The following is an 18,564-nucleotide window of genomic DNA, read 5'->3' as shown; positions in this document are numbered from 1 at the left end:
TCCAGCCGTTGCCGCGGCCGCCGCGCCGCGGCCTCGTCCCCATCTCCGGAGAGACAGCACACGCATGCCCACATCTTTCGACCAGTCCGTCATCGACGAGTTCCGCGCCAACGGGGGAAGGGTCGGTGGTCCCTTCGAGGGCGCCGACCTGCTCCTGCTGACGACCACCGGCGCGAGGTCGGGGAGGGAGACCACGACCCCGCTCGGCTACGTCCGTCACGGCGACACGCCGTTGGTCGTCGGCTCCGACCAGGGAGCCCCGTCGCACCCCGCCTGGTACCACAACCTGCTCGCACACCCGGTGGTACGCGTCGAGCTCGGCACGCGTACGTTCGAGGCCCTCGCGGTCCCCGCCGAGGGGGCGCGGCGCGACGCGTTGTTCGCGCACGTGGTGCGCGCGGCGCCCGGGTACGCCGAATACCAGGCCCGTACCGCCCGGATCCTGCCGGTCGTGGCCCTGGAGCGCGCCGAACCCGAGGGCTGGGAGGCGCCCGCGGAGACCGTCAGCCTCGCCGACAAGCTCATGGAGGTGCACACCTGGCTGCGGGGCCAGTTGCGCCAGGTCAGGGCGGAGGCCGACGCTCACCTCGCCGCGCGGGCGGCCCACCAGGGTCCCGGTGAACCGCCGTCCCCGGGCCTGGGCCTCCAGATCCGGCAGCGGTGCCTGGCGTTCTGCCAGTCGTTGCGGTTCCACCACACCAGTGAGGACGCGCACCTGTTCCCCGGGATCGCCCGCCACCACCCGCACCTGGCCGACACGTTCGCCCGGCTCGCCGAGGAGCACCGGTCGATCGCGCGTATTCAGGACGAGCTGGTCGCGCTGCTCGCGGGCATCGGCATCGCGGACCCCGCGCGCTTCCGCGCGGAGCTGGAGAGGATGTCGGTGGAGCTGAACGCGCATCTGGACGACGAGGAGGAGCGGCTCCTGCCCCTGCTGGCCGAGGTTCCCTGGCCTCCGCCCGTCCCGGCCCCCGCGGACCCCGAGGTTCCTACGGCCGGACCGGCCCGGACCGGACCCACCGAACCGTCCGAAGCATCCGAACCCCATGTCAATGGCTGAGTCGAGAGGTTGTGCCGTGCGAGTAAGAGTCAAGGACTTCGATCATCTGGTGCTCAATGTGCGGGACGTCGAGCGGGCGCTGGAGTTCTACTGCGGCCCGCTCGGCCTGGAGCCGATGATGGTGGACGAGTGGAGGGCCGGTGAGTTCCCGTTCCCGTCGGTGCGGGTCAGCCCGACGATGATCATCGATCTGCTGGAGCGGCCGCGTTCCGAGTCGAACGTCGACCACATCTGTCTGGTCGTCGAGCCGTTGGACTGGCGGCAGGTCATCGACTCGGGCACCTTCACCGTGCTGGAGGGCCCGGTCAGCCGCTCCGGCGCCCGGGGCACGGCGGAGTCGGTGTACGTCCGTGATCCGGACGGCAACACGGTCGAGCTGCGCTGGTACCCGCAGGACGTGGCGGCGGACTGAGCCGGGGTCGGGCCGGGGACAGGGCCGGGGCCGGGGTCGGGGATGAGGTGGGCTACGGGCCCCGGGCGCAGGCCCCGCAGCCCGCCCCGGGAGCCGGTACCGGTGAGGCCGTCCGCTCGCGGAAACCGCTTATCCTGGTTACATGACTGCGACCGAGCCCGCGAAGGAGCCCCCGGGACTGGTTCTCCATACCCCGGAGGGCCGTCCCTACCGCTTCGATCCCGGCGCCCTGTGCCTGGAACTGCTGCCCACCGGCGGGTGCGCGCGGTACGCGGCGTACGAGGTGCTGCGCACCCCCGCCGACCTGGTGCACTGGGCGGGCGAATGCCGACTGCCGGGCGAGCTGTCGCCGGAGGTGAGCCCGGAGGAACTGCGCCGGGCGCACGCGCTGCGCGCCGCTCTGTGGGAGCTGGCGTCCGCCCGCGCGCACGGCCGTCCGCTCGACCCGGGCGCGCTGGGCGCGGTCAACGCGGCGGCGGCCGAACCGCCGCTCGTCCCTCGTGTCGACGCCGCGTCCGGTGCCTTCGGCTGGGCCCCGGGCGCGACCGGAACGGCCCTGCTGTCGACCGTGGCGCGGGACGCCGTGGAGCTGTTCACCGGGCCGTACGCCGACCGCGTGCGCGAATGCGGCTCGGACCGTTGCGCGTTGGTCTTCGTCGACGCCTCGCGCCCGGGCCGACGGCGCTGGTGTGCGATGGAACGCTGCGGAAACCTCCACAAGGTACGCGCCCACCGCGCCCGGCACGCCACCACCGGCTGAGGGGCCGCGTCAGCGCCGCGCCCGGCCGAGCGGCACGACTCACCGACCGAGCGGAACGACTCACTGATCGAGCGGCACGACTCACCGACCGAGCGGCACGGCTCACGCCGGACGAATACGGCTCACGCCGAGCGGCACGGCTCACCGGGCGACCCGCGTACGGCTGACCGGGCGTCGGTCCGGGAGGCCGGGGCGTCGGTCGGGGAGGCCGGGGCGTCGGTCGGGGAGGTCCGGGCGGGCAGGGAGATCTCGGCCGCGACCGCCTCCGGGGCGGCCGTGACGGTGACATGGGCGACGTCGTCCAGGCTCGGGTGCGCGCCGAGCCGTCCTGCTCGCCGGGTTGCCCTGGTCGACACGGCCGCGGATCGGGTGCTCCGGACCCCGGACCGACCGGACGGCCGCCGACCGCTTCCACGCCCCCGGCCCCCGTCGGGCGCGCTCAGCCCCGGTCGCCGCGCCGCATCGTGCGGGGGCCGCCGCCCCCGACGGCCCAGGCGACGGCCAGGAGACCGGTCGTGGTGAACGCGAGACCCGCGTGGGAGAGCCCGGGGTGACCGGCCCCCGATGCGCTCGGCACCAGGTGGCCCCGGTCCCCGGCCACGGACGCCGGGATGCTCGGGACTCCGGAGCTTCGCGGGGCCTCCCCGGCGCCCGTCGCGAGCACGCCGGTGCTCATCGGGCCGTCGGCGTACGCGGCGGCGAAGCGGGGGCGCGCGGGGTCGGCGACGAGCGCGGGCGCCGGGACACGTGCGGGCGCCGGGGAGGCCGTCCGGTTCCCCGGCGTCCGGGCGTGGTGCGAACGGCCGTCCTGGAGGCGGGGACCCGGACCGCCCGGCTCGCGGCCGGCCGGCCGGGCGCGCTCCGTGCCGTCGGCCGCGTGCGCCGTGGGCGAGGCTTGGCCGACGAGGAACGACAGCGTGGACAGGGTCGCGACGACGGTACGCAGGAGCACGCGGACGGCCCCGGACATGCGCGTGGATCGGCTCATGGCATGTCAGAAGAATATAAACGGCTGGTAGTTCAGCGATGCCTCACCGTGACGCCGTCAAAGCCCGCCTGAATGCCGTACGGAACACTGTGCGGAATGCAGTAGGCCCGCCCCCGGCGGTGTCAGGCGTCCGGTCCGGCGCCGACGACGCGGTCCAGGTAGTCGCCGACGGCGCGGCCGTCCTCCGCGGGCGCGATCAGCCCTATGTGGTTGTCCGGGCGCACCAGGACGAGGGTGTCCCGTTCGACGCCGTACGCCGAACGGGCGTGGCCCGCCACGTCGTTCAGGCCGTGCCGTGCCCCCGCGTCCACGCCGGTCGCCCGCAGCAGGTCGCCGTGGTCCGCCTCCGCCGCGCGCAGCGCCTGCGCCGTACCGGGACCGAAGCCCAGCAGGGTGAAGTGCGGTCCGGCGAACACCTCGAAGAGGCGGGTCGACGCACCCGTCGCGATGTCGAGGCAGGGGGCGTCCGGGGCCCGGTCGCCCGCCCGTGGGCCGGTGGCCGGTTCGGTGACCGGTCCGGTGACCGGGGCCGCGGGGGAGTGCGCGGTGCGGCGGGTGTCGCGGGAGAGCGGACTCCAGGGGTAGCCGCCGTCCGGCCCCAGCCCCATGGTCTCCGCGGTGACCACCGTCCAGGCCGCCGCCCGGCTCCTTGACCGCGTCGAGCACGGTCCGCAACTGCTCGGCCGTCAGGCCCAGCGTCCACGCCGCCACCGGCAGTCGCTCCTCCTCGTACGTGTCTAGCAGACCCGGGGCCGCCCGCCCGGCGACGACCAGGGCGAGCTTCCAGCCCAGGTTGAACGCGTCCTGGATCCCGGTGTTCATGCCCAGCCCGCCCGCGACGGAATACACGTGCGCGGCGTCCCCGGCCAGCAGCACCCGGCCCACCCGGTAGCGGTCGGCCATGCGCTCGTTGACCCGGTACGTGGACAGCAGCTCGGCCCGCGACATGCGGTCGCCCGGCAGCCCGGTGTGCTTGGTGAGGAGCCGGCGGAAGCTCTCCAGCGAGGGCGGTACGGGGGCGCCCGCCGCGTCCAGCTCCGGACCCGCCTGGAACCGCCAGCCCGATCGCGTGCCCGGGGTCGGGCACAGCATCACGGCGCCGTCCTCGTCGAACCACTGGTGCCAGAGGCCGCGGTCGAGGCCGTCCACCGTGACGTCCCCGCAGACCATCATCCGGTCCTCGGCCGTCCCCTCGAACGTGACGCCCAGCATCTTGCGCACCGGGCTGTGGCCGCCGTCGCAGCCCACCACGTAACGCGCCCCGATGTTCCGGCCGTCGGCGAGCCCGACGGTCACCGAGTCGGCGTGCCGGGTCAGCCCGACCGCCTCCGAACCGAGTTCCACACGGACGCCGTACTCCGCGAGGCGGTCGCGGAGGATCTCCTCCAGCCGCCACTGGGCGATGAGCCGCGGATGGTCGTACGGGGTGTCGGGCGCCGGACGCGACGCGCCGTACGGGTCGGCGTCGGCGACCGGCAGCCCGTTCCGGTACTTGCGCATCGGCAGCGGCGCCGAACCGGCCGCCAGCACCCGGTCCACCACCCCGAGGTCCGCCAGCACCTCCAGGGAGCGGGGGTTGGGACCCTTCGCCCGTGAACTGCGCGGGAACTCCGGCGACCTGTCGATGATCCGTACGTCGACGGAGCGACGGGCCAGATCGCAGGCGAGGGTCAGGCCGGTCGGGCCCGAGCCGACGATCAGTACCTGGGTGGCGGGTGCGGCTGGGGACACGCGGGGCTCCTCGGTCAGGGGTTTCGTGGACGCCCAGCAAAACGCAACCGAGTAATCTTTGTGTCACCCGGTCATGGTGCCGGGGAGGTGGCGGAGGGCGAGGCGGGGTCCCCGGCCGACGGCGATGCCGAGGGGGAGGGTTGTGCCGCCGTCCGCGCTGCCAGGGTCCGGGCCGCCTCGGCCCTCGTCCGCCGCGCCGTCCGGAGCGCGTCCCATGTCAGCAGGGTGAGGGCCAGCCAGACCAGGGCGAACCCGGCCCATCGCTCCGGCGGCATCTCCTCGTGGAAGTACAGAATGCCCAGCACGAACTGGAACACCGGTGCCAGGTACTGCAACAGGCCCAGCGTGGACAGCGGCACGCGGATCGCCGCCGCCCCGAACAGGACGAGCGGTATGGCCGTGACGACACCGGTCGCGGCCAGCAGCGCCGCGTGGCCGGGCCCCTCGGAGCCGAACGTCGACTCGCCGCGCGCGCCCAGCCAGAGCAGATAGCCGAGGGCGGGCAGGAACAGCACGGCGGTCTCGGCGGCGAGTGATTCCAGCCCGCCCATGGCGACCTTCTTCTTCACCAGGCCGTACGTCGCGAAGGAGAACGCCAGCGTCAACGAGATCCACGGCGGCCGCCCGTAGCCGATCGCCAGCACCAGCACCGCCGCGACCCCGGTGCCGACCGCCACCCACTGCGCCGGGCGCAGCCGTTCGCCGAGCAGCAGGACGCCCATGGCGATGGTGACCAGGGGGTTGATGAAGTAGCCCAGCGACGCCTCGACGACATGGCCGTTGTTCACGGCCCAGATGTAGAGGCCCCAGTTGACCGTGATCACGGCCGCCGCGGCCGTGATCAGGCCGAGCTTCCGCGGCCGGCGTACCAGCTCGCCGATCCAGGACCAGCGGCGCAGCACCAGCAGCGCGATGCCGACGACCCCGAGGGACCAGACCATGCGGTGGGCGAGGATCTCGATCGCGCCCGCGGGTTTCAGCAGCGGCCAGAACAGCGGGACGATGCCCCACAGTCCGTAGGCGCCGATGCCGGACAGCAGTCCGGCCCGTTGTTCGTTCGTTCCCTTCGTGGACCCCGCGGACCCTATGGACCCCACCGACCTCACGGCTCCTCCCGGCATGTCTGGGGCGGGCGCTGCGCCGACCCGCGCGACGGTATCGCCGCCGGACGCCCTGTGTCATGACCGTATGACGATACGGCCATGACGCAGCGGTCTCTGTCCGGTGGGTGGGGTTACGCCCCGGCCCCGGCGTCCGTCCCGGCGACCGCCGCGCCGTCCGTCCCGGCGACCGCCGCGGCGATCGTCTCGGCGAGCGGTGTCGTCGGGCGGCCGATCAGCCGGGCCAGGTCCCCGCCGGCACCGGCGAGCAGCCCGCGCTCGATCGCGGCGTCGACGTCGACGAGGATCGCCGCGAAGGGCTCGGGGACACCGGCGCCGACCAGGATCTCCTGGTGCGTGGCGGCCGGGACGTGCCGGTACACGATCTCCTTGCCGGTGGCCCTCGCGACCTGCTCCGCGTACTCGGCGAACGACCAGGCGACATCGCCGTTCAGCTCGTACGCCGCGCCGATGTGGCCCTCGCCGGTGAGGACGGCCGCCGCGGCGGCGGCGTAGTCGGCGCGGGTGGCGGAGGCGACCCGCCCGTCGCCCGCGTTGGCCACGACCGCACCGTGCTCCAGGACGGGCCCGAGGTGGGCGGTGTAGTTCTCGGTGTACCAGCCGTTGCGCAGGAAGGTGTACGGCAGCCCGGAGTCGAGGATCAGGCGCTCGGTGACCTTGTGCTCGGCGGCCAGCTCGAAGTCGGCGTCGGGGCCGCCCAGGATGCCGGTGTACGCGAGCTGCGCCACCCCCGCCGCCCTGGCCGCCTCGATCACGGCGGTGTGCTGCGGCACGCGCCTGCCGACCTCGCTGCCGGAGATGAGCAGGACGCGGTCACCGGCCCGGAACGCGTCCTTCAGGGTCTCGGGGCGGTCGTAGTCGGCGATCCGGATCCCTACACCGAGGGCGGCGAGCGGGGCCGCCTTCTCCTCGTTCCGGACGACGGCGGCGATCTCGTCGGCGGGCACGGTGGTGAGCAACCGGTCGACGACGAGGCGGCCGAGCTCTCCGGTGGCTCCGGTGACAACGATGCTCATGAGGGTTCTCTGCTTTCTGCTTTCGGTGCTTCCGCGCTTTCGGAGCCTTCGGCGGCGCTGGTCCCGGTCCGTGTTCCTCGACGTCCGGGCTCTTCTGCGTCCGGGCTCTGCGGCTCACCCTAAGAGGGGTACTAACTAATGGAAAGTACCCACTTTGAAGTAAGGTACTGGCATGAGTGCGAGCGCCGTGGACTCCAGGCCCGAGGACCGCAGACCCGATGTGAACCGGCCGATGTGCCCCTCCCGGCTGGTGCTCGAACACGTCACCAGCCGCTGGGGGGTGCTGGTGCTCGCCGCCCTGCTGGAGCGTTCGTACCGCTTCAGCGAACTGCGCCGCCAGGTCGGCGGGGTCAGCGAGAAGATGCTGGCCCAGACCCTCCAGACGCTGGAGCGCGACGGCTTCGTGCACCGGGACGCGAAGCCGGTGATCCCGCCCCGGGTGGACTACTCGCTCACTCTGCTGGGCCGGGAGGCCGCCGAGCAGGTGTGGGCGCTGGCCCGCTGGACGGAACGGAGCCTGGACGCGGTGCAGTCGGCGCGCGAGACGTACGACCGGCGGAAGGCCCACGAGGGGTAGCGGCCCCGGGAGGCGGACGGGCTCGCCGCCCTCTCCTCGCGCCCCGGCCGCTGCACACGGTCGTCGTTGGTCAGTCCAGCTGCGGTGCGCGCCCCTCCTCCAACTGCCGCAGCGCCCACGACACGTCGAACGGCAGGATCGTCACCGCCACGTGCGGCAGCCGGGCCAGGGTCTTCGCCATCTGCTCGCCCGTGCCCCGGTGCAGCAGCTTGCCCAGTACATTGCGGTACGTCCGCCGGGGCACCAGTACCGTCAGCCAGGTCTGCCCGTCCTCCGTGGTGCGGGAGGCGAGCTGCAGCATCGCGTGCCGCAGCCGCCGGTCCGGGCACGCCACCAGCTCCAGCGGCACGGAGGTGGCGGACGTCGCTCCCCACCGGGTGGCCAGCCGTCGGCCGTACGCCTCGTCGATCGCGAAATGCACCGCGCGGATCTCGTCCGGGTGCAGCTCACGGGCGTACCGCAGTGCCTTCAGCGTCGCCAGGTCCAGCGACTCGACGAGGACCAGGACCAGATGGCGGCGGTACCGCTCCCGGCCGATGCCCGGGGCCGGGAAGTTCTGCAACGCGGCCGCCTCGCGCCGGTACTCGCGGTTGATCCGCATCAACGCCCACACGCCCAGCGGGAAGACGACCACGACCAGCCAGGCACCCTCGGTGAACTTGGTGATCGCGAAGATCAGCACCACCGCGGCCGAGACGCCCGCGGCCATGACGTTGACGGCGATCTTCAGCCGCCGGTACGGTTCGCGACGGCGCAGGTGGTACGCGGCGAGCCCGGACCCGGCCATGGTGAACGCGGTGAACACGCCGATCGCGTAAAGCGCCACCAGCCGGTCCACGCTGGCGCCGGTGACCAGCAGCAGTGCGAGCGAGACCACGGCCAGCGAGATGATGCCGTTGGAGAAGGCCAGCCGGTGCCCGCGCCGGGTCAGCTGCCGCGGCAGGAACCGGTCCCTGGCGACGAAACTGGCGAGGTACGGGAAGCCGGTGAACGGGGTGTTGGCGCCGGTGTACAGCACCAGCGCGGTCGCCAGCTGCACGAAGACCAGCCCGGCCGTGCCCAGCGGTCCGTCGCCGAACGCCAGATGCGCCTCCTGCGCGATGACGGTCGGCGTGCCGTCCACGTACGGCACGGCATGGGTGAAGTGCGCCATCGTGGACACCCCCAGCACGAGGACGCCCAGGATCAGGCTCATGGCGATCAGGGTGCGACGGGCGTTGCGGCCCTGCGGTTCGCGGAACGTGGAGATGCCGTTGGAGATCGCCTCCAGGCCGGTCAGCGACGAACCCCCGTTGGCGAACGAGCGCAGCACGATGAAGAGCGAGGCCCCGTACAGCCAGCCGTCGCCCGGGGTACCGACCGGCACCACGCCCTCGGCGCGCAGATCGGCGTGCGGCAGTCCGCCCGTGAGCCCGCGCACCGTCCCGACCAGCAGGATCAGACCGACCGCGGCCACGAAGAGATAGGCGGGCAGCGCGAAGGCCCGCCCCGCCTCGCGGACCCCGCGCAGGTTTCCGTACGCCAGGATCACGATCACGGCGACGGACACCGGCAGTTGGAGGTGGTCCAGGCCGGTGAATTCGTTGCCGACCAGATGGGCGAGCGAGATCAGGGCGTTGGTGCCGGCCGAGACCTGCACGGCGACGGTGACGATGTAGTCGACGAGCAGGGCCACGGCGGCGATCTGCGCCACGTCCGGCCCGAAGTTCTCCCGCGCGACGACATACGAACCGCCCGCGCGGGTGTAGATCATCACGACATCGCTGTAACAGAGCGTCAGTAGCACCAGAACGAACAGGATCGCGCCGGTCACCGGCATGAGCATGGTGAACGCGGCCGCACCGACGACGGGCACGAGGACCCGCAGCATCTCCTCGGAGCCGTACGCGGACGAACTGATGCAGTCGGAGGCGAGCACCCCGAGCGCCGTCCGGTTGTTCAGCTTCTCCTCGCTGATGCGCTCGGTGGTGAGCGGTCGGCCGAGCAGACGCCGCTTGACGCGGTACGCGGGACGGTCGAACGTGGGACGGTCGTAGGCCGGACGGTCCGAGGTCATGGCCACATGGTGGGGGCCCGGACGGTGGTCCACCGGTACGCAAACGCCGGACGGGCCGGAATTTCAGCCCGTCCGGCGATCGCGGACGCTCGTGACCGGCAGTCAGCCGACGACGGTCCAGGTGTCGTTGCCCGCGAGAAGTGCGGAGAGGTCGCCCTTGCCGTTCCGCTCGACGGCGGCGTCGAGCTGTTCGGCCATCTGCGTGTCGTAGACCGGGCGCTCGACGCTGCGCAGCACCCCGATGGGGGTCTGGTGCAGGGTGTCGGCGTCGGCCAGCCGGGAGAGCGCGAACGCGGTCGTCGGGGACGCGGCATGCGCGTCGTGGACCAGGACGCGGTCCCGGTTGCCGTCCGTCACCTCGACGACTTCCAGATCCCCGGTGGCGGGGTCGCGGACGACGCCCTTGGAGTCGTCGGCGCCGAAGAGGATGGGTTGGCCGTGTTCGAGGCGGATCACGGCGTCCTGGGCGCGGTCCTTGTCCTTGAGGGCTTCGAAGGCGCCGTCGTTGAAGATGTTGCAGTTCTGGTAGATCTCCACCAGCGCGGTGCCGGGGTGGTCCGCCGCGGCGCGCAGCACGCTCGTGAGGTGCTTGCGGTCCGAGTCGATGGTGCGGGCGACGAACGACGCCTCCGCGCCCAGGGCCAGGGACACCGGGTTGAAGGGGGCGTCGAGGGAGCCCATCGGCGTCGACTTGGTGATCTTGCCGGTCTCGGAGGTGGGGGAGTACTGGCCCTTGGTCAGCCCGTAGATCCGGTTGTTGAAGAGGAGGATCTTGAGGTTGACGTTGCGGCGCAGGGCGTGGATGAGGTGGTTGCCGCCGATGGAGAGGGCGTCGCCGTCGCCGGTGACGACCCAGACGGACAGGTCGCGGCGGGAGGTGGCGAGCCCGGTGGCGATGGCGGGGGCGCGGCCGTGGATGGAGTGCATCCCGTAGGTGTTCATGTAGTACGGGAAGCGGGAGGAGCAGCCGATGCCGGAGACGAAGACGATGTTCTCCTTGGCCAGACCCAGCTCGGGCATGAAGCCCTGGACGGCCGCGAGGACGGCGTAGTCGCCGCAGCCGGGGCACCAGCGCACTTCCTGGTCGGACTTGAAGTCCTTCATGGACTGCTTGGCCTCGGCCTTGGGCACCAGTTGGAGGAGTTGGTTGGTGTCAGGCATCGATGGCCTCCTTGAGGGCCGTCGCGAGCTGTTCGGCCTTGAACGGCATTCCGTTGACCTGGGTGTGGCTGCGGGCGTCGACGAGGTACTTGGCCCGGACGAGGGTGGCCAGCTGGCCGAGGTTCATCTCCGGCACGATCACCTTGTCGTAGCGGGCCAGGACCTCGCCGAGGTTGCGGGGGAAGGGGTTGAGGTGGCGCAGGTGGGCCTGGGCGATGGGGTGACCCTCGGTGCGCAGGCGGCGGACGGCGGCGGTGATGGGGCCGTAGGTGGAGCCCCAGCCCAGGACCAGGGTGCGGGCGCCGTCCGGGTCGTCGGCCTCGACGTCGGGGACGGCGATGTTGTCGATCTTCGCCTGGCGGGTGCGGACCATGTGGTCGTGGTTGGCGGGGTCGTAGGAGATGTTGCCGGTGCCGTCCTGTTTCTCGATGCCGCCGATGCGGTGTTCGAGACCGGGAGTGCCGGGCACCGCCCAGGGCCGGGCCAGGGTCTGCTCGTCGCGCTTGTAGGGCCAGAAGACCTCGGTGCCGTCGGCCAGGGTGTGGTTGGGGCCGGTGGCGAACTGGACCCGCAGGTCGGGCAGCTCGTCGGGCTCGGGGATCTTCCACGGCTCGGAACCGTTGGCCAGATAGCCGTCGGAGAGGAGGAAGACGGGGGTGCGGTAGGTCAGGGCGATGCGGGCGGCGTCCAGGGCGGCGTCGAAGCAGTCCGCCGGGGTGCGCGGTGCCACGACCGGTACCGGCGCCTCACCGTTGCGCCCGTACATGGCCTGGAGGAGGTCGGCCTGCTCGGTCTTGGTCGGCAGACCGGTCGACGGGCCGCCGCGCTGGATGTCCACGATCACCAGCGGCAGCTCCAGGGAGACCGCGAGGCCGATCGTCTCCGACTTCAGTGCCACACCGGGGCCGGAGGTGGTGGTCACGGCCAGTGATCCGCCGAACGCGGCGCCCAGCGCGGCGCCGATGCCGGCGATCTCGTCCTCGGCCTGGAAGGTGCGCACACCGAAGTTCTTGTGCTTGCTCAGCTCGTGCAGGATGTCGGAGGCGGGGGTGATCGGGTAGGAGCCCAGGTAGAGCGGCAGGTCGGCCTGGCGGGAGGCGGCGATCAGCCCGTAGGACAGGGCCAGGTTCCCCGAGATGTTGCGGTACGTACCCGCCGGGAACGCGCGGGTGGCGGGCGCGACCTCGTAGGACACGGCGAAGTCCTCGGTCGTCTCACCGAAGTTCCACCCCGCCCGGAACGCGGCCACGTTCGCCTCCGCGATCTGCGGCTTCTTCGCGAACTTGGCCCGCAGGAAGGCTTCGGTGTTCTCGGTGGGCCGGTGGTACATCCAGGAGAGCAGGCCCAGGGCGAACATGTTCTTGGAGCGTTCGGCCTCCTTGCGGGAGAGCCCGAACTCCTTGAGCGCCTCGATGGTGAGCGTGGTCAGCGGCACCGGGTGGACGCTGTAGCCGTCCAGCGAGCCGTCTTCCAGGGGGTTGCTGTCGTAGCCGACCTTCGCCATGGGGCGCTTGGTGAACTCGTCGGTGTTGACGATGATCTCGGCGCCGCGGGGTACATCGGCGATGTTCGCCCTGAGTGCGGCGGGGTTCATCGCGACGAGGACGTTCGGGGCGTCGCCGGGGGTGAGGATGTCGTGGTCCGCGAAGTGGAGCTGGAACGACGAGACGCCCGGCAGGGTCCCGGCAGGAGCCCGGATCTCGGCCGGGAAGTTCGGCAGCGTCGACAGATCGTTCCCGAACGATGCCGTCTCCGACGTGAAACGGTCACCCGTGAGCTGCATACCGTCACCCGAGTCACCCGCGAACCGGATGATCACACGATCAAGGCGACGGACTTCCTTGTCCCCGGAGCTCGCGTGACCGGCGCCGAGGGCACGTTGCTCCCCGGCGAGTGCCTCGTCGGCCTCGTCGGCCTGTCCGGCTGGGCTACTGACCTGGCTGGTCACTGAACTGGACCTCCCTCGCGGCGGCTCGGGACCGGCCGGCCCGCCGACGGTCCCAGGGCCCACCCTACGACGGTAAGGGTCGCCTTCCCTGGACCGGTCACATGGTGGACATGGTTATGAGACGCGATTCCGTACCGCTTTGTCATATTTCGCGAACCCCCCAAGTCGTTCGACGAAGACGCTGTGCGTTCATTCTTTGGTTGTAGGACCCCGCCGGCGGGATTCCTGCCCGGAGGCGGCGAACCCCACCCCGGCGCGGCGAATACCTGACAGAGTGTCAGCTCATCAGGAGTTCAGATAGGTCAGCACGGCCAGCACCCGGCGGTGATCCCCCTCACTGGGGGACAGGCCCAGCTTCAGGAAGATGTTGCTGACGTGCTTCTCCACGGCCCCGTCGCTCACCACCAGCTGCTTGGCCACCGCGGAGTTCGTCCGACCCTCGGCCATCAGACCGAGCACCTCCCGCTCGCGCGGCGTCAGCCCGGCCAGGACGTCCTGCTTGCGGCTCCGGCCCAGCAGCTGCGCCACCACCTCCGGGTCCAGCGCCGTGCCGCCCCGCGCCACCCGGACCACCGCGTCCACGAACTCGCGGACCTCCGCGACGCGGTCCTTGAGCAGATAACCGACACCTCGGCTGGAACCGGCCAGCAGCTCGGTCGCGTACCGCTCCTCGACATACTGCGAAAGGACCAGGACCCCGATGCCCGGGTACTCCTTGCGCAGCCGCACGGCCGCCCGGACCCCCTCGTCCGTATGGGTCGGCGGCATCCGTACGTCGGCGACCACCACGTCGGGCAGCGCGTCCTGGCCGGCGAGATCGCGCACTGTCTTGATCAACGCCTCTGCGTCGCCCACACCCGCGACGACCTCGTGCCCGAGATCGGTCAGCAGCCGGGTGAGCCCTTCGCGGAGCAGCACCGAATCCTCGGCGATGACCACCCGCACCCTGTCCTCCACCATGACTTCCTGTTCCCCCACTGATCGCCGGTCCCGCACGTCGCCGCCGGTGCCGCGCCTTCTTCGCCGGTCCCGCACATCGTCTGCCGGTTCCGTACCGCCTGCCGGTCCCGCGCCGTTCGCGGGCCGGTCCGTACGGCGTTCAGCATCCCAGTATTCGCCGTATTCGCGGATTCGTGTGCCCGGCCCCCGCACAGGCTTGATTTCGGGGCTGCGCGGCGGCCGGGAGCAGGGGATGCGAAGGCCGTGGTGCGGGAGCACGGGATACGGAGGGGCGTACGACGGGGTTACGACGGGACACGGAGGGCGTGCGCGGGGGCACGGCGTGCGGAGGCCCATGGCGCGGGGGATGTGCGCCACGGGCCTCCGCACGCGGGCCGCTATCGCTTCCAGGCCATGGGTGCGCGCGGACCGCTACGAACGGATTCAGCCACGCCAGGGAAGCTCGGCCGTGATCCGCGTCGGACCACCCGTAGGGGAGTCCACGACGAGCACCCCGTCCACCGCGTCCAGCCGTTCGGCCAGACCGGCGAGCCCGCTGCCCGAGGACGGATCGGCGCCGCCGCGGCCGTCGTCGGTGACCTGGAGCATCAGGCGGTTCCCGGCTCGCCACACGTCGACGGAGGCGGACCGGGCGCCACTGTGCTTGCTGATGTTCTGCAGCAGCTCCGACACGGTGAAGTAGGCGATGCCCTCGATGGCCTGGGCGGGCCGGGACGCCAGGTCGACCTCCACGGCGACGGGGACGGTGCAGCGGGAGGCGATGGAGGAGAGTGCGGCGTCGAGTCCGCGGTCGGTGAGGACGGCGGGGTGGATGCCTCGGGCGAGGTCGCGGAGTTCCTGGAGGGCGGTTTTCACTTCGCCGTGGGCTTCGTCGACCATGCGGGCGGCGGCCTGGGGGTCGTGGGTGAGTTTTTCCTTGGCGAGGCCGAGGTCCATGGCGAGGGCGACGAGTCGGGCCTGTGCGCCGTCGTGGAGGTCGCGTTCGATGCGGCGCAGGTCGGCGGCGGCGGTGTCCACGACCACCCCCCGGTCCGACTCCAGCTCGCTGACGCGGGTGGCCAGCCGGGACGGACCGAGCAGCCCCGCCACCATCAGCCGGTCCACACTCGCCAGACCGCGGATGAGCCACGGCGTGAACAGGACGAGGACCAGACCGCACACGCTCGTCGCGGCCAGCTCGAAGGGGGAGTCGAGGTAGACCTGGTGGTGGTCGTCGCCGTACAGCTGGATGCCGCCGGTGCCCACGTACGACGGGAACACCCACTGCCACAGCGGGTAGGTGAAGACGGCCCACCCGGTCACCCAGAACGTCAGCGAGACGGTACCGGCGAATATCGCCCACGGGAGGTGCAGCAGCATGTAGAGCAGGTGGCGCCAGGACGCCCCGCTCTTGAGGACCGCGCCCATCCAGGACATCAGGCTGCCGGTCCTGCCGCGCACCGGCTCCGGGTCCGCGACGTCCAGGTGCAGCATCTCGCGCGCCCGGACCCGCTCGAACGCGCCGAAGCCCCGGCACATGGCCAGCGCGCCGGCGAGGATCGGCACGCCGAGGAAGGTGATCAGCGTCCCGATCCCCGCAGCCGTGAAACTGACCGCGAAGGCGAACAGGACCGGGCTGATCAGCAGGCTCAGCGACAGATGGCCGAGCTCCCGCAGGGTCCTGCCCTCGAAGGGCGCGCGCAGCACTGGGGGCAGGAAGTGCCGCACCGGGGCGTGGTCCCCGAAGCCGGCTCCGGACCGCTGGTGGTCCCGGGAGTCAGGTCCGTATGCCGTGGCCATGGATGGTGTCCGTTTCTTCTCGTTCTGCTCGGCGGTCTGCGGTCTGCGGTCTGCGGTCTGCGGCCCGGGGGCCCGGCGCCTGGGGCCTGCTGGGGTGGCGTATTCGGCGGTCTGCCGGGGTGGCAGGCCGGCGGCACAGGCGCTCGTGGCCGTGGTTCCTGTGGCTGTGGTCGTTCTCGTGGCCGTAGTCCAAGAGTGCTGGGCCGAGGACGCGCCCACCATGAGGGCGGTATCCCTCTTCGGACGGGGGTTTTCCCCACCCCCGAGGGATGTCGACCATGACGGCGCGGAGGACCGGCCCCGTGGTGACCGGTCCTCCGTACCGCTTCCGACCTGGGCGCGCAGAGAGCGCGCCGTGAACGCGACGTGAGCGCGCCGAGGGCGCCCGGCGCGTTCACCTGAGTTCAGACCCGGGTTCGGTTGCGTTCAGGCGCGCTCGGCGGAGGCCGCCGCGCCACCCCGGCCGCGACCACCCCGGCCCTGGCCACTCTGGCCCCGTCCCTCTTCACGGTCCCGCCAGGGCAGCTCCGCGGTGACCGTCGTGGGGCCGCCCACCGGCGAGTCGAGGACGAACAGCCCGTCGACGGCGCCCAGCCGTTCGGCCAGCCCGGCCATGCCCGTACCGCCGTCCAGCCGAGCCCCGCCGCGGCCGTCGTCGGTGACCTGGAGCATGAGCCGCTTCCCGGCTCGCCACACCTCGACCGAGGCCGTTCGGGCCCCGCTGTGCTTGCTGACGTTCTGCAGCAGCTCCGAGACCGTGAAGTAGGCGATGCCCTCGATCGCCGCCGCCGGGCGTGCGGGCAGATCCACCGAGACCGTGACGGGGACGGTGCAGCGGGAGGCGATGGAGGAGAGTGCGGCGTCGAGTCCGCGGTCGGTGAGGACGGCGGGGTGGATGCCCCGGGCGAGGTCGCGGAGTTCCTGGAGGGCGGTTTTCACTTCGCCGTGGGCTTCGTCGACCATGCGGGCGGCGGCCTGGGGGTCGTGGGTGAGTTTTTCCTTGGCGAGGCCGAGGTCCATGGCGAGGGCGACGAGTCGGGCCTGTGCGCCGTCGTGGAGGTCGCGTTCGATGCGGCGCAGGTCGGCGGCGGCGGTGTCCACGACCACCCCCCGGTCCGACTCCAGCTCCGCGATCCGCCGCTCCAGCTCGTCCGAGGGCGACAGCAGCCCGCGAGCCATCATCCGGTCCACGTTGGTGAGGAACCGCGTGATGAAGGGGAGCACCGGCCACAACAGGAAGAAGCTCACACACGTCACACTGAAGGTGAGCACTCCCCACGGCAGCCGGATGAAGGAGTACAGCACCGCCCGCCAGCCCACCGGATCCTTGAGGCTCGACCACAGCCACGGGAAGAACCCCTGTTCCGTGCGGGTCAGTACCACCGGGCTGGGCTCGTCGACGTGCACCCCGAGCATCGCCCGCACCCGGGCCCGCTCGGCCCTGCCGATCAGGCGCGCTCCGTGCAGACCGGCGGCGAGCAGCGGCAGCCCGACCACCGTGACCGAGAACCCCACACCGACCCCGATCATGAACACCGCGTAAACAAATCCGGCCACGGCCATGGGGAGGTCCGCCAGGAGGTGTGCGATCTCCTTCCACGTCCACCGGTCGAGGGCGAAGCGGGCAGGCGGCGGAACGTCGTCGGCGGGCACCAGGGGGCTCATGGTCATGCCCCCAGCCTGCCGGGCGGGGGCCGCGCATGCCATGGGGTTCATGGGTGGCGTGAAGTAGGGATAACCCCACCCGTTGTCCGACGCGGCTGCTTACCCTCCCTTTAACAGGGCCTAGACTCCCGTGCGTACAAACTGCGCGCGACCGCGTACAGCATCGCCGAACGGATCGATCGAGGGAGCGAGGGACGGACGTGGCGGATCTGCCGGAACCGACCGTTCTCGCGTCGGACTACTTCCACGGCTACGCGGTGGTCGGAATGCTCGCCGTGATCGGCGTGCTGTTCGTCGCCGTCGCGTTCGGTGCCGGGCGGCTGCTGCGCCCCGTCGTGCCCACCCCGGAAAAGCTCCTGACGTACGAGTGCGGCGTGGACCCGGTGGGTGAAGGATGGGCGCATACGCAGGTCCGTTATTACGTGTATGCCTTCCTGTACGTGATCTTCGCCGTCGACTCGATCTTCCTGTTTCCCTGGGCGACCGTGTTCGCCGCTCCCGGATACGGGGCGACGACCCTGGTGGAGATGTTCATCTTCCTCGGCTTCCTGGCCGTAGGACTGCTCTACGCATGGAAGAAGGGCGTCCTCGAATGGACGTGACGAGCCCTCCGCCCCCCGAGCACCGGCACGGAGCGGGTCCGGGAACGGAATCGGCGCCCGGGACGGGTGCCGCACCGGCCGACGGGTCGGGCGTCGTGCCGACCGACGACGGGGCGGGGACCGAACCGCAGCCCGTTCCTGCGTTCCTGCCGGAGCCCAAGCGGCTCGGCGTCCTGTCCCGGCTCGCGCCCGAGCCGATGAAGGTGGTCCTGAACTGGGGCCGCCGCTACAGCCTCTGGGTCTTCAACTTCGGGCTCGCCTGCTGCGCCATCGAGTTCATCGCCGCCTCCATGGCCCGGCACGACTTCATCCGGCTCGGTGTGATCCCGTTCGCCCCGGGCCCCCGCCAGGCCGACCTCATGATCGTCTCCGGCACGGTGACGGACAAGATGGCCCCGGCCGTGAAGCGGCTGTACGAGCAGATGCCCGAGCCGAAGTACGTCATCTCCTTCGGCGCCTGCTCCAACTGCGGCGGCCCGTACTGGGACTCGTACTCCGTGACGAAGGGGGTCGACCAGATCATTCCGGTCGACGTCTACGTCCCCGGCTGTCCGCCCCGGCCCGAGGCACTGCTCCAGGGCATCCTCAAGCTCCAGGAGAAGATCGCCCGCGAGTCGCTGGGCGAGCGGTACGCAACGGGCGGAGGCCGTCCCTCCACCGCCGCGCTGCGCAGCGGCCTGGTCACCGCCCCGCCGGTACCGGGGGAGGAGCGGAAGTGACCGCAGGAG

General features: G+C 71.6%; 16 protein-coding genes and 1 pseudogene. 6 read left to right on the top strand and 11 right to left on the bottom strand.

Annotated features, from left to right (window positions below):
- The first annotated feature begins 64 nt into the window (after nt 1–64).
- From ACFYY6_RS02495 to ACFYY6_RS02485, 3 genes are all read left to right on the top strand, one after another.
- Nucleotides 65–1,060: a nitroreductase/quinone reductase family protein gene (locus tag ACFYY6_RS02495; protein ID WP_351517750.1), complete on the top strand. Its 996-nt coding sequence runs from the start codon at nt 65–67 to the stop codon at nt 1,058–1,060.
- 16 nt (nt 1,061–1,076) lie between these two features.
- On the top strand, nt 1,077–1,472 hold the full coding sequence (locus ACFYY6_RS02490; protein WP_351517752.1) for a VOC family protein: 396 nt from the start codon (nt 1,077–1,079) through the stop codon (nt 1,470–1,472).
- 142 nt (nt 1,473–1,614) lie between these two features.
- Nucleotides 1,615–2,232 carry a CGNR zinc finger domain-containing protein gene (locus tag ACFYY6_RS02485; protein ID WP_351627659.1) on the top strand — a complete coding sequence of 206 codons (618 nt, stop codon included), beginning with the start codon at nt 1,615–1,617 and terminating at the stop codon, nt 2,230–2,232.
- 122 nt (nt 2,233–2,354) lie between these two features.
- Here the strand turns inward: ACFYY6_RS02485 and ACFYY6_RS02480 are convergent, their stop codons facing one another.
- From ACFYY6_RS02480 to ACFYY6_RS02460, 5 genes and pseudogenes are all read right to left on the bottom strand, one after another.
- Nucleotides 2,355–2,588, bottom strand: coding sequence for a hypothetical protein (locus ACFYY6_RS02480; RefSeq protein WP_351627656.1), 234 nt, complete (start codon nt 2,586–2,588; stop codon nt 2,355–2,357).
- 83 nt (nt 2,589–2,671) lie between these two features.
- Entirely contained in the window at nt 2,672–3,220 is a 549-nt protein-coding gene (locus ACFYY6_RS02475; RefSeq protein ID WP_351517756.1) for a hypothetical protein, read from the bottom strand.
- A gap of 122 nt (nt 3,221–3,342) precedes the next feature.
- A pseudogene (locus ACFYY6_RS02470) lies at nt 3,343–4,951 on the bottom strand (FAD-dependent monooxygenase).
- Between the two features lie 71 nt (nt 4,952–5,022).
- A complete protein-coding gene (gene rarD, locus ACFYY6_RS02465; protein ID WP_389191296.1) occupies nt 5,023–6,072 on the bottom strand; it encodes an EamA family transporter RarD in 1,050 nt (349 codons plus the stop codon).
- A gap of 113 nt (nt 6,073–6,185) precedes the next feature.
- Nucleotides 6,186–7,088, bottom strand: a complete 903-nt coding sequence (locus ACFYY6_RS02460; protein WP_351627651.1) for an SDR family oxidoreductase — start codon at nt 7,086–7,088, stop codon at nt 6,186–6,188.
- A 172-nt stretch (nt 7,089–7,260) separates the two neighbouring features.
- Here ACFYY6_RS02460 and ACFYY6_RS02455 point away from each other — a divergent pair, with 172 nt between their 5' ends.
- Nucleotides 7,261–7,665, top strand: a complete 405-nt coding sequence (locus tag ACFYY6_RS02455; protein ID WP_351517762.1) for a helix-turn-helix domain-containing protein — start codon at nt 7,261–7,263, stop codon at nt 7,663–7,665.
- A 70-nt stretch (nt 7,666–7,735) separates the two neighbouring features.
- Here the strand turns inward: ACFYY6_RS02455 and ACFYY6_RS02450 are convergent, their stop codons facing one another.
- The 6 genes from ACFYY6_RS02450 to ACFYY6_RS02425 form a co-directional block, all read right to left on the bottom strand.
- Nucleotides 7,736–9,721 (bottom strand): APC family permease, encoded by a 1,986-nt coding sequence (locus ACFYY6_RS02450; RefSeq protein ID WP_351627645.1) that lies wholly within the window; start codon nt 9,719–9,721, stop codon nt 7,736–7,738.
- A gap of 102 nt (nt 9,722–9,823) precedes the next feature.
- Nucleotides 9,824–10,882, bottom strand: a complete 1,059-nt coding sequence (locus tag ACFYY6_RS02445; protein WP_073785380.1) for a 2-oxoacid:ferredoxin oxidoreductase subunit beta — start codon at nt 10,880–10,882, stop codon at nt 9,824–9,826.
- Nucleotides 10,875–12,830: a 2-oxoacid:acceptor oxidoreductase subunit alpha gene (locus ACFYY6_RS02440; RefSeq protein ID WP_351627641.1), complete on the bottom strand. Its 1,956-nt coding sequence runs from the start codon at nt 12,828–12,830 to the stop codon at nt 10,875–10,877. Before ACFYY6_RS02440 ends, ACFYY6_RS02445 begins: the two co-directional genes overlap by 8 nt.
- Before the next feature lie 285 nt (nt 12,831–13,115).
- Nucleotides 13,116–13,790 (bottom strand): response regulator transcription factor, encoded by a 675-nt coding sequence (locus ACFYY6_RS02435; RefSeq protein WP_351517767.1) that lies wholly within the window; start codon nt 13,788–13,790, stop codon nt 13,116–13,118.
- A 423-nt stretch (nt 13,791–14,213) separates the two neighbouring features.
- Nucleotides 14,214–15,569, bottom strand: a complete 1,356-nt coding sequence (locus tag ACFYY6_RS02430; protein WP_351517769.1) for a sensor domain-containing protein — start codon at nt 15,567–15,569, stop codon at nt 14,214–14,216.
- A 426-nt stretch (nt 15,570–15,995) separates the two neighbouring features.
- Nucleotides 15,996–17,240, bottom strand: coding sequence for a sensor domain-containing protein (locus tag ACFYY6_RS02425; protein WP_351517770.1), 1,245 nt, complete (start codon nt 17,238–17,240; stop codon nt 15,996–15,998).
- Between the two features lie 194 nt (nt 17,241–17,434).
- On the opposite strand from ACFYY6_RS02425, the gene ACFYY6_RS02420 reads away from it, so the two are divergent.
- Complete coding sequence (locus ACFYY6_RS02420; protein WP_073785375.1) at nt 17,435–17,836, top strand: NADH-quinone oxidoreductase subunit A; 402 nt, start codon at nt 17,435–17,437, stop codon at nt 17,834–17,836.
- The gene (locus ACFYY6_RS02415) at nt 17,827–18,555 is read left to right on the top strand and encodes an NADH-quinone oxidoreductase subunit B family protein (protein ID WP_351517773.1); all 729 of its coding nucleotides are present in this window, start codon (nt 17,827–17,829) and stop codon (nt 18,553–18,555) included. The genes ACFYY6_RS02420 and ACFYY6_RS02415 overlap by 10 nt, the downstream gene beginning before the upstream one ends.
- Nucleotides 18,556–18,564 lie beyond the last annotated feature (9 nt).

The sequence above is a fragment of the Streptomyces sp. NPDC001750 genome, from assembly GCF_042892615.1.
Lineage (GTDB): Bacteria > Actinomycetota > Actinomycetes > Streptomycetales > Streptomycetaceae > Streptomyces.
The sequence above is the reverse complement of the archived record's forward strand: the minus strand, read 5'-3'. Positions and strand labels throughout refer to the sequence as shown.

Coding starts and splice junctions, on each gene's coding strand:
- ACFYY6_RS02425 (WP_351517770.1), bottom strand. CDS start 17,240: ATGACCATGAGCCCCCTGGTGCCCGCCGACGACGTTCCGCCGCCTGCC.
- ACFYY6_RS02415 (WP_351517773.1), top strand. CDS start 17,827: ATGGACGTGACGAGCCCTCCGCCCCCCGAGCACCGGCACGGAGCGGGT.
- ACFYY6_RS02450 (WP_351627645.1), bottom strand. CDS start 9,721: ATGACCTCGGACCGTCCGGCCTACGACCGTCCCACGTTCGACCGTCCC.
- rarD (WP_389191296.1), bottom strand. CDS start 6,072: ATGCCGGGAGGAGCCGTGAGGTCGGTGGGGTCCATAGGGTCCGCGGGG.
- ACFYY6_RS02455 (WP_351517762.1), top strand. CDS start 7,261: ATGAGTGCGAGCGCCGTGGACTCCAGGCCCGAGGACCGCAGACCCGAT.
- ACFYY6_RS02430 (WP_351517769.1), bottom strand. CDS start 15,569: ATGGCCACGGCATACGGACCTGACTCCCGGGACCACCAGCGGTCCGGA.
- ACFYY6_RS02445 (WP_073785380.1), bottom strand. CDS start 10,882: ATGCCTGACACCAACCAACTCCTCCAACTGGTGCCCAAGGCCGAGGCC.
- ACFYY6_RS02460 (WP_351627651.1), bottom strand. CDS start 7,088: ATGAGCATCGTTGTCACCGGAGCCACCGGAGAGCTCGGCCGCCTCGTC.
- ACFYY6_RS02475 (WP_351517756.1), bottom strand. CDS start 3,220: ATGAGCCGATCCACGCGCATGTCCGGGGCCGTCCGCGTGCTCCTGCGT.
- ACFYY6_RS02485 (WP_351627659.1), top strand. CDS start 1,615: ATGACTGCGACCGAGCCCGCGAAGGAGCCCCCGGGACTGGTTCTCCAT.
- ACFYY6_RS02495 (WP_351517750.1), top strand. CDS start 65: ATGCCCACATCTTTCGACCAGTCCGTCATCGACGAGTTCCGCGCCAAC.
- ACFYY6_RS02435 (WP_351517767.1), bottom strand. CDS start 13,790: ATGGTGGAGGACAGGGTGCGGGTGGTCATCGCCGAGGATTCGGTGCTG.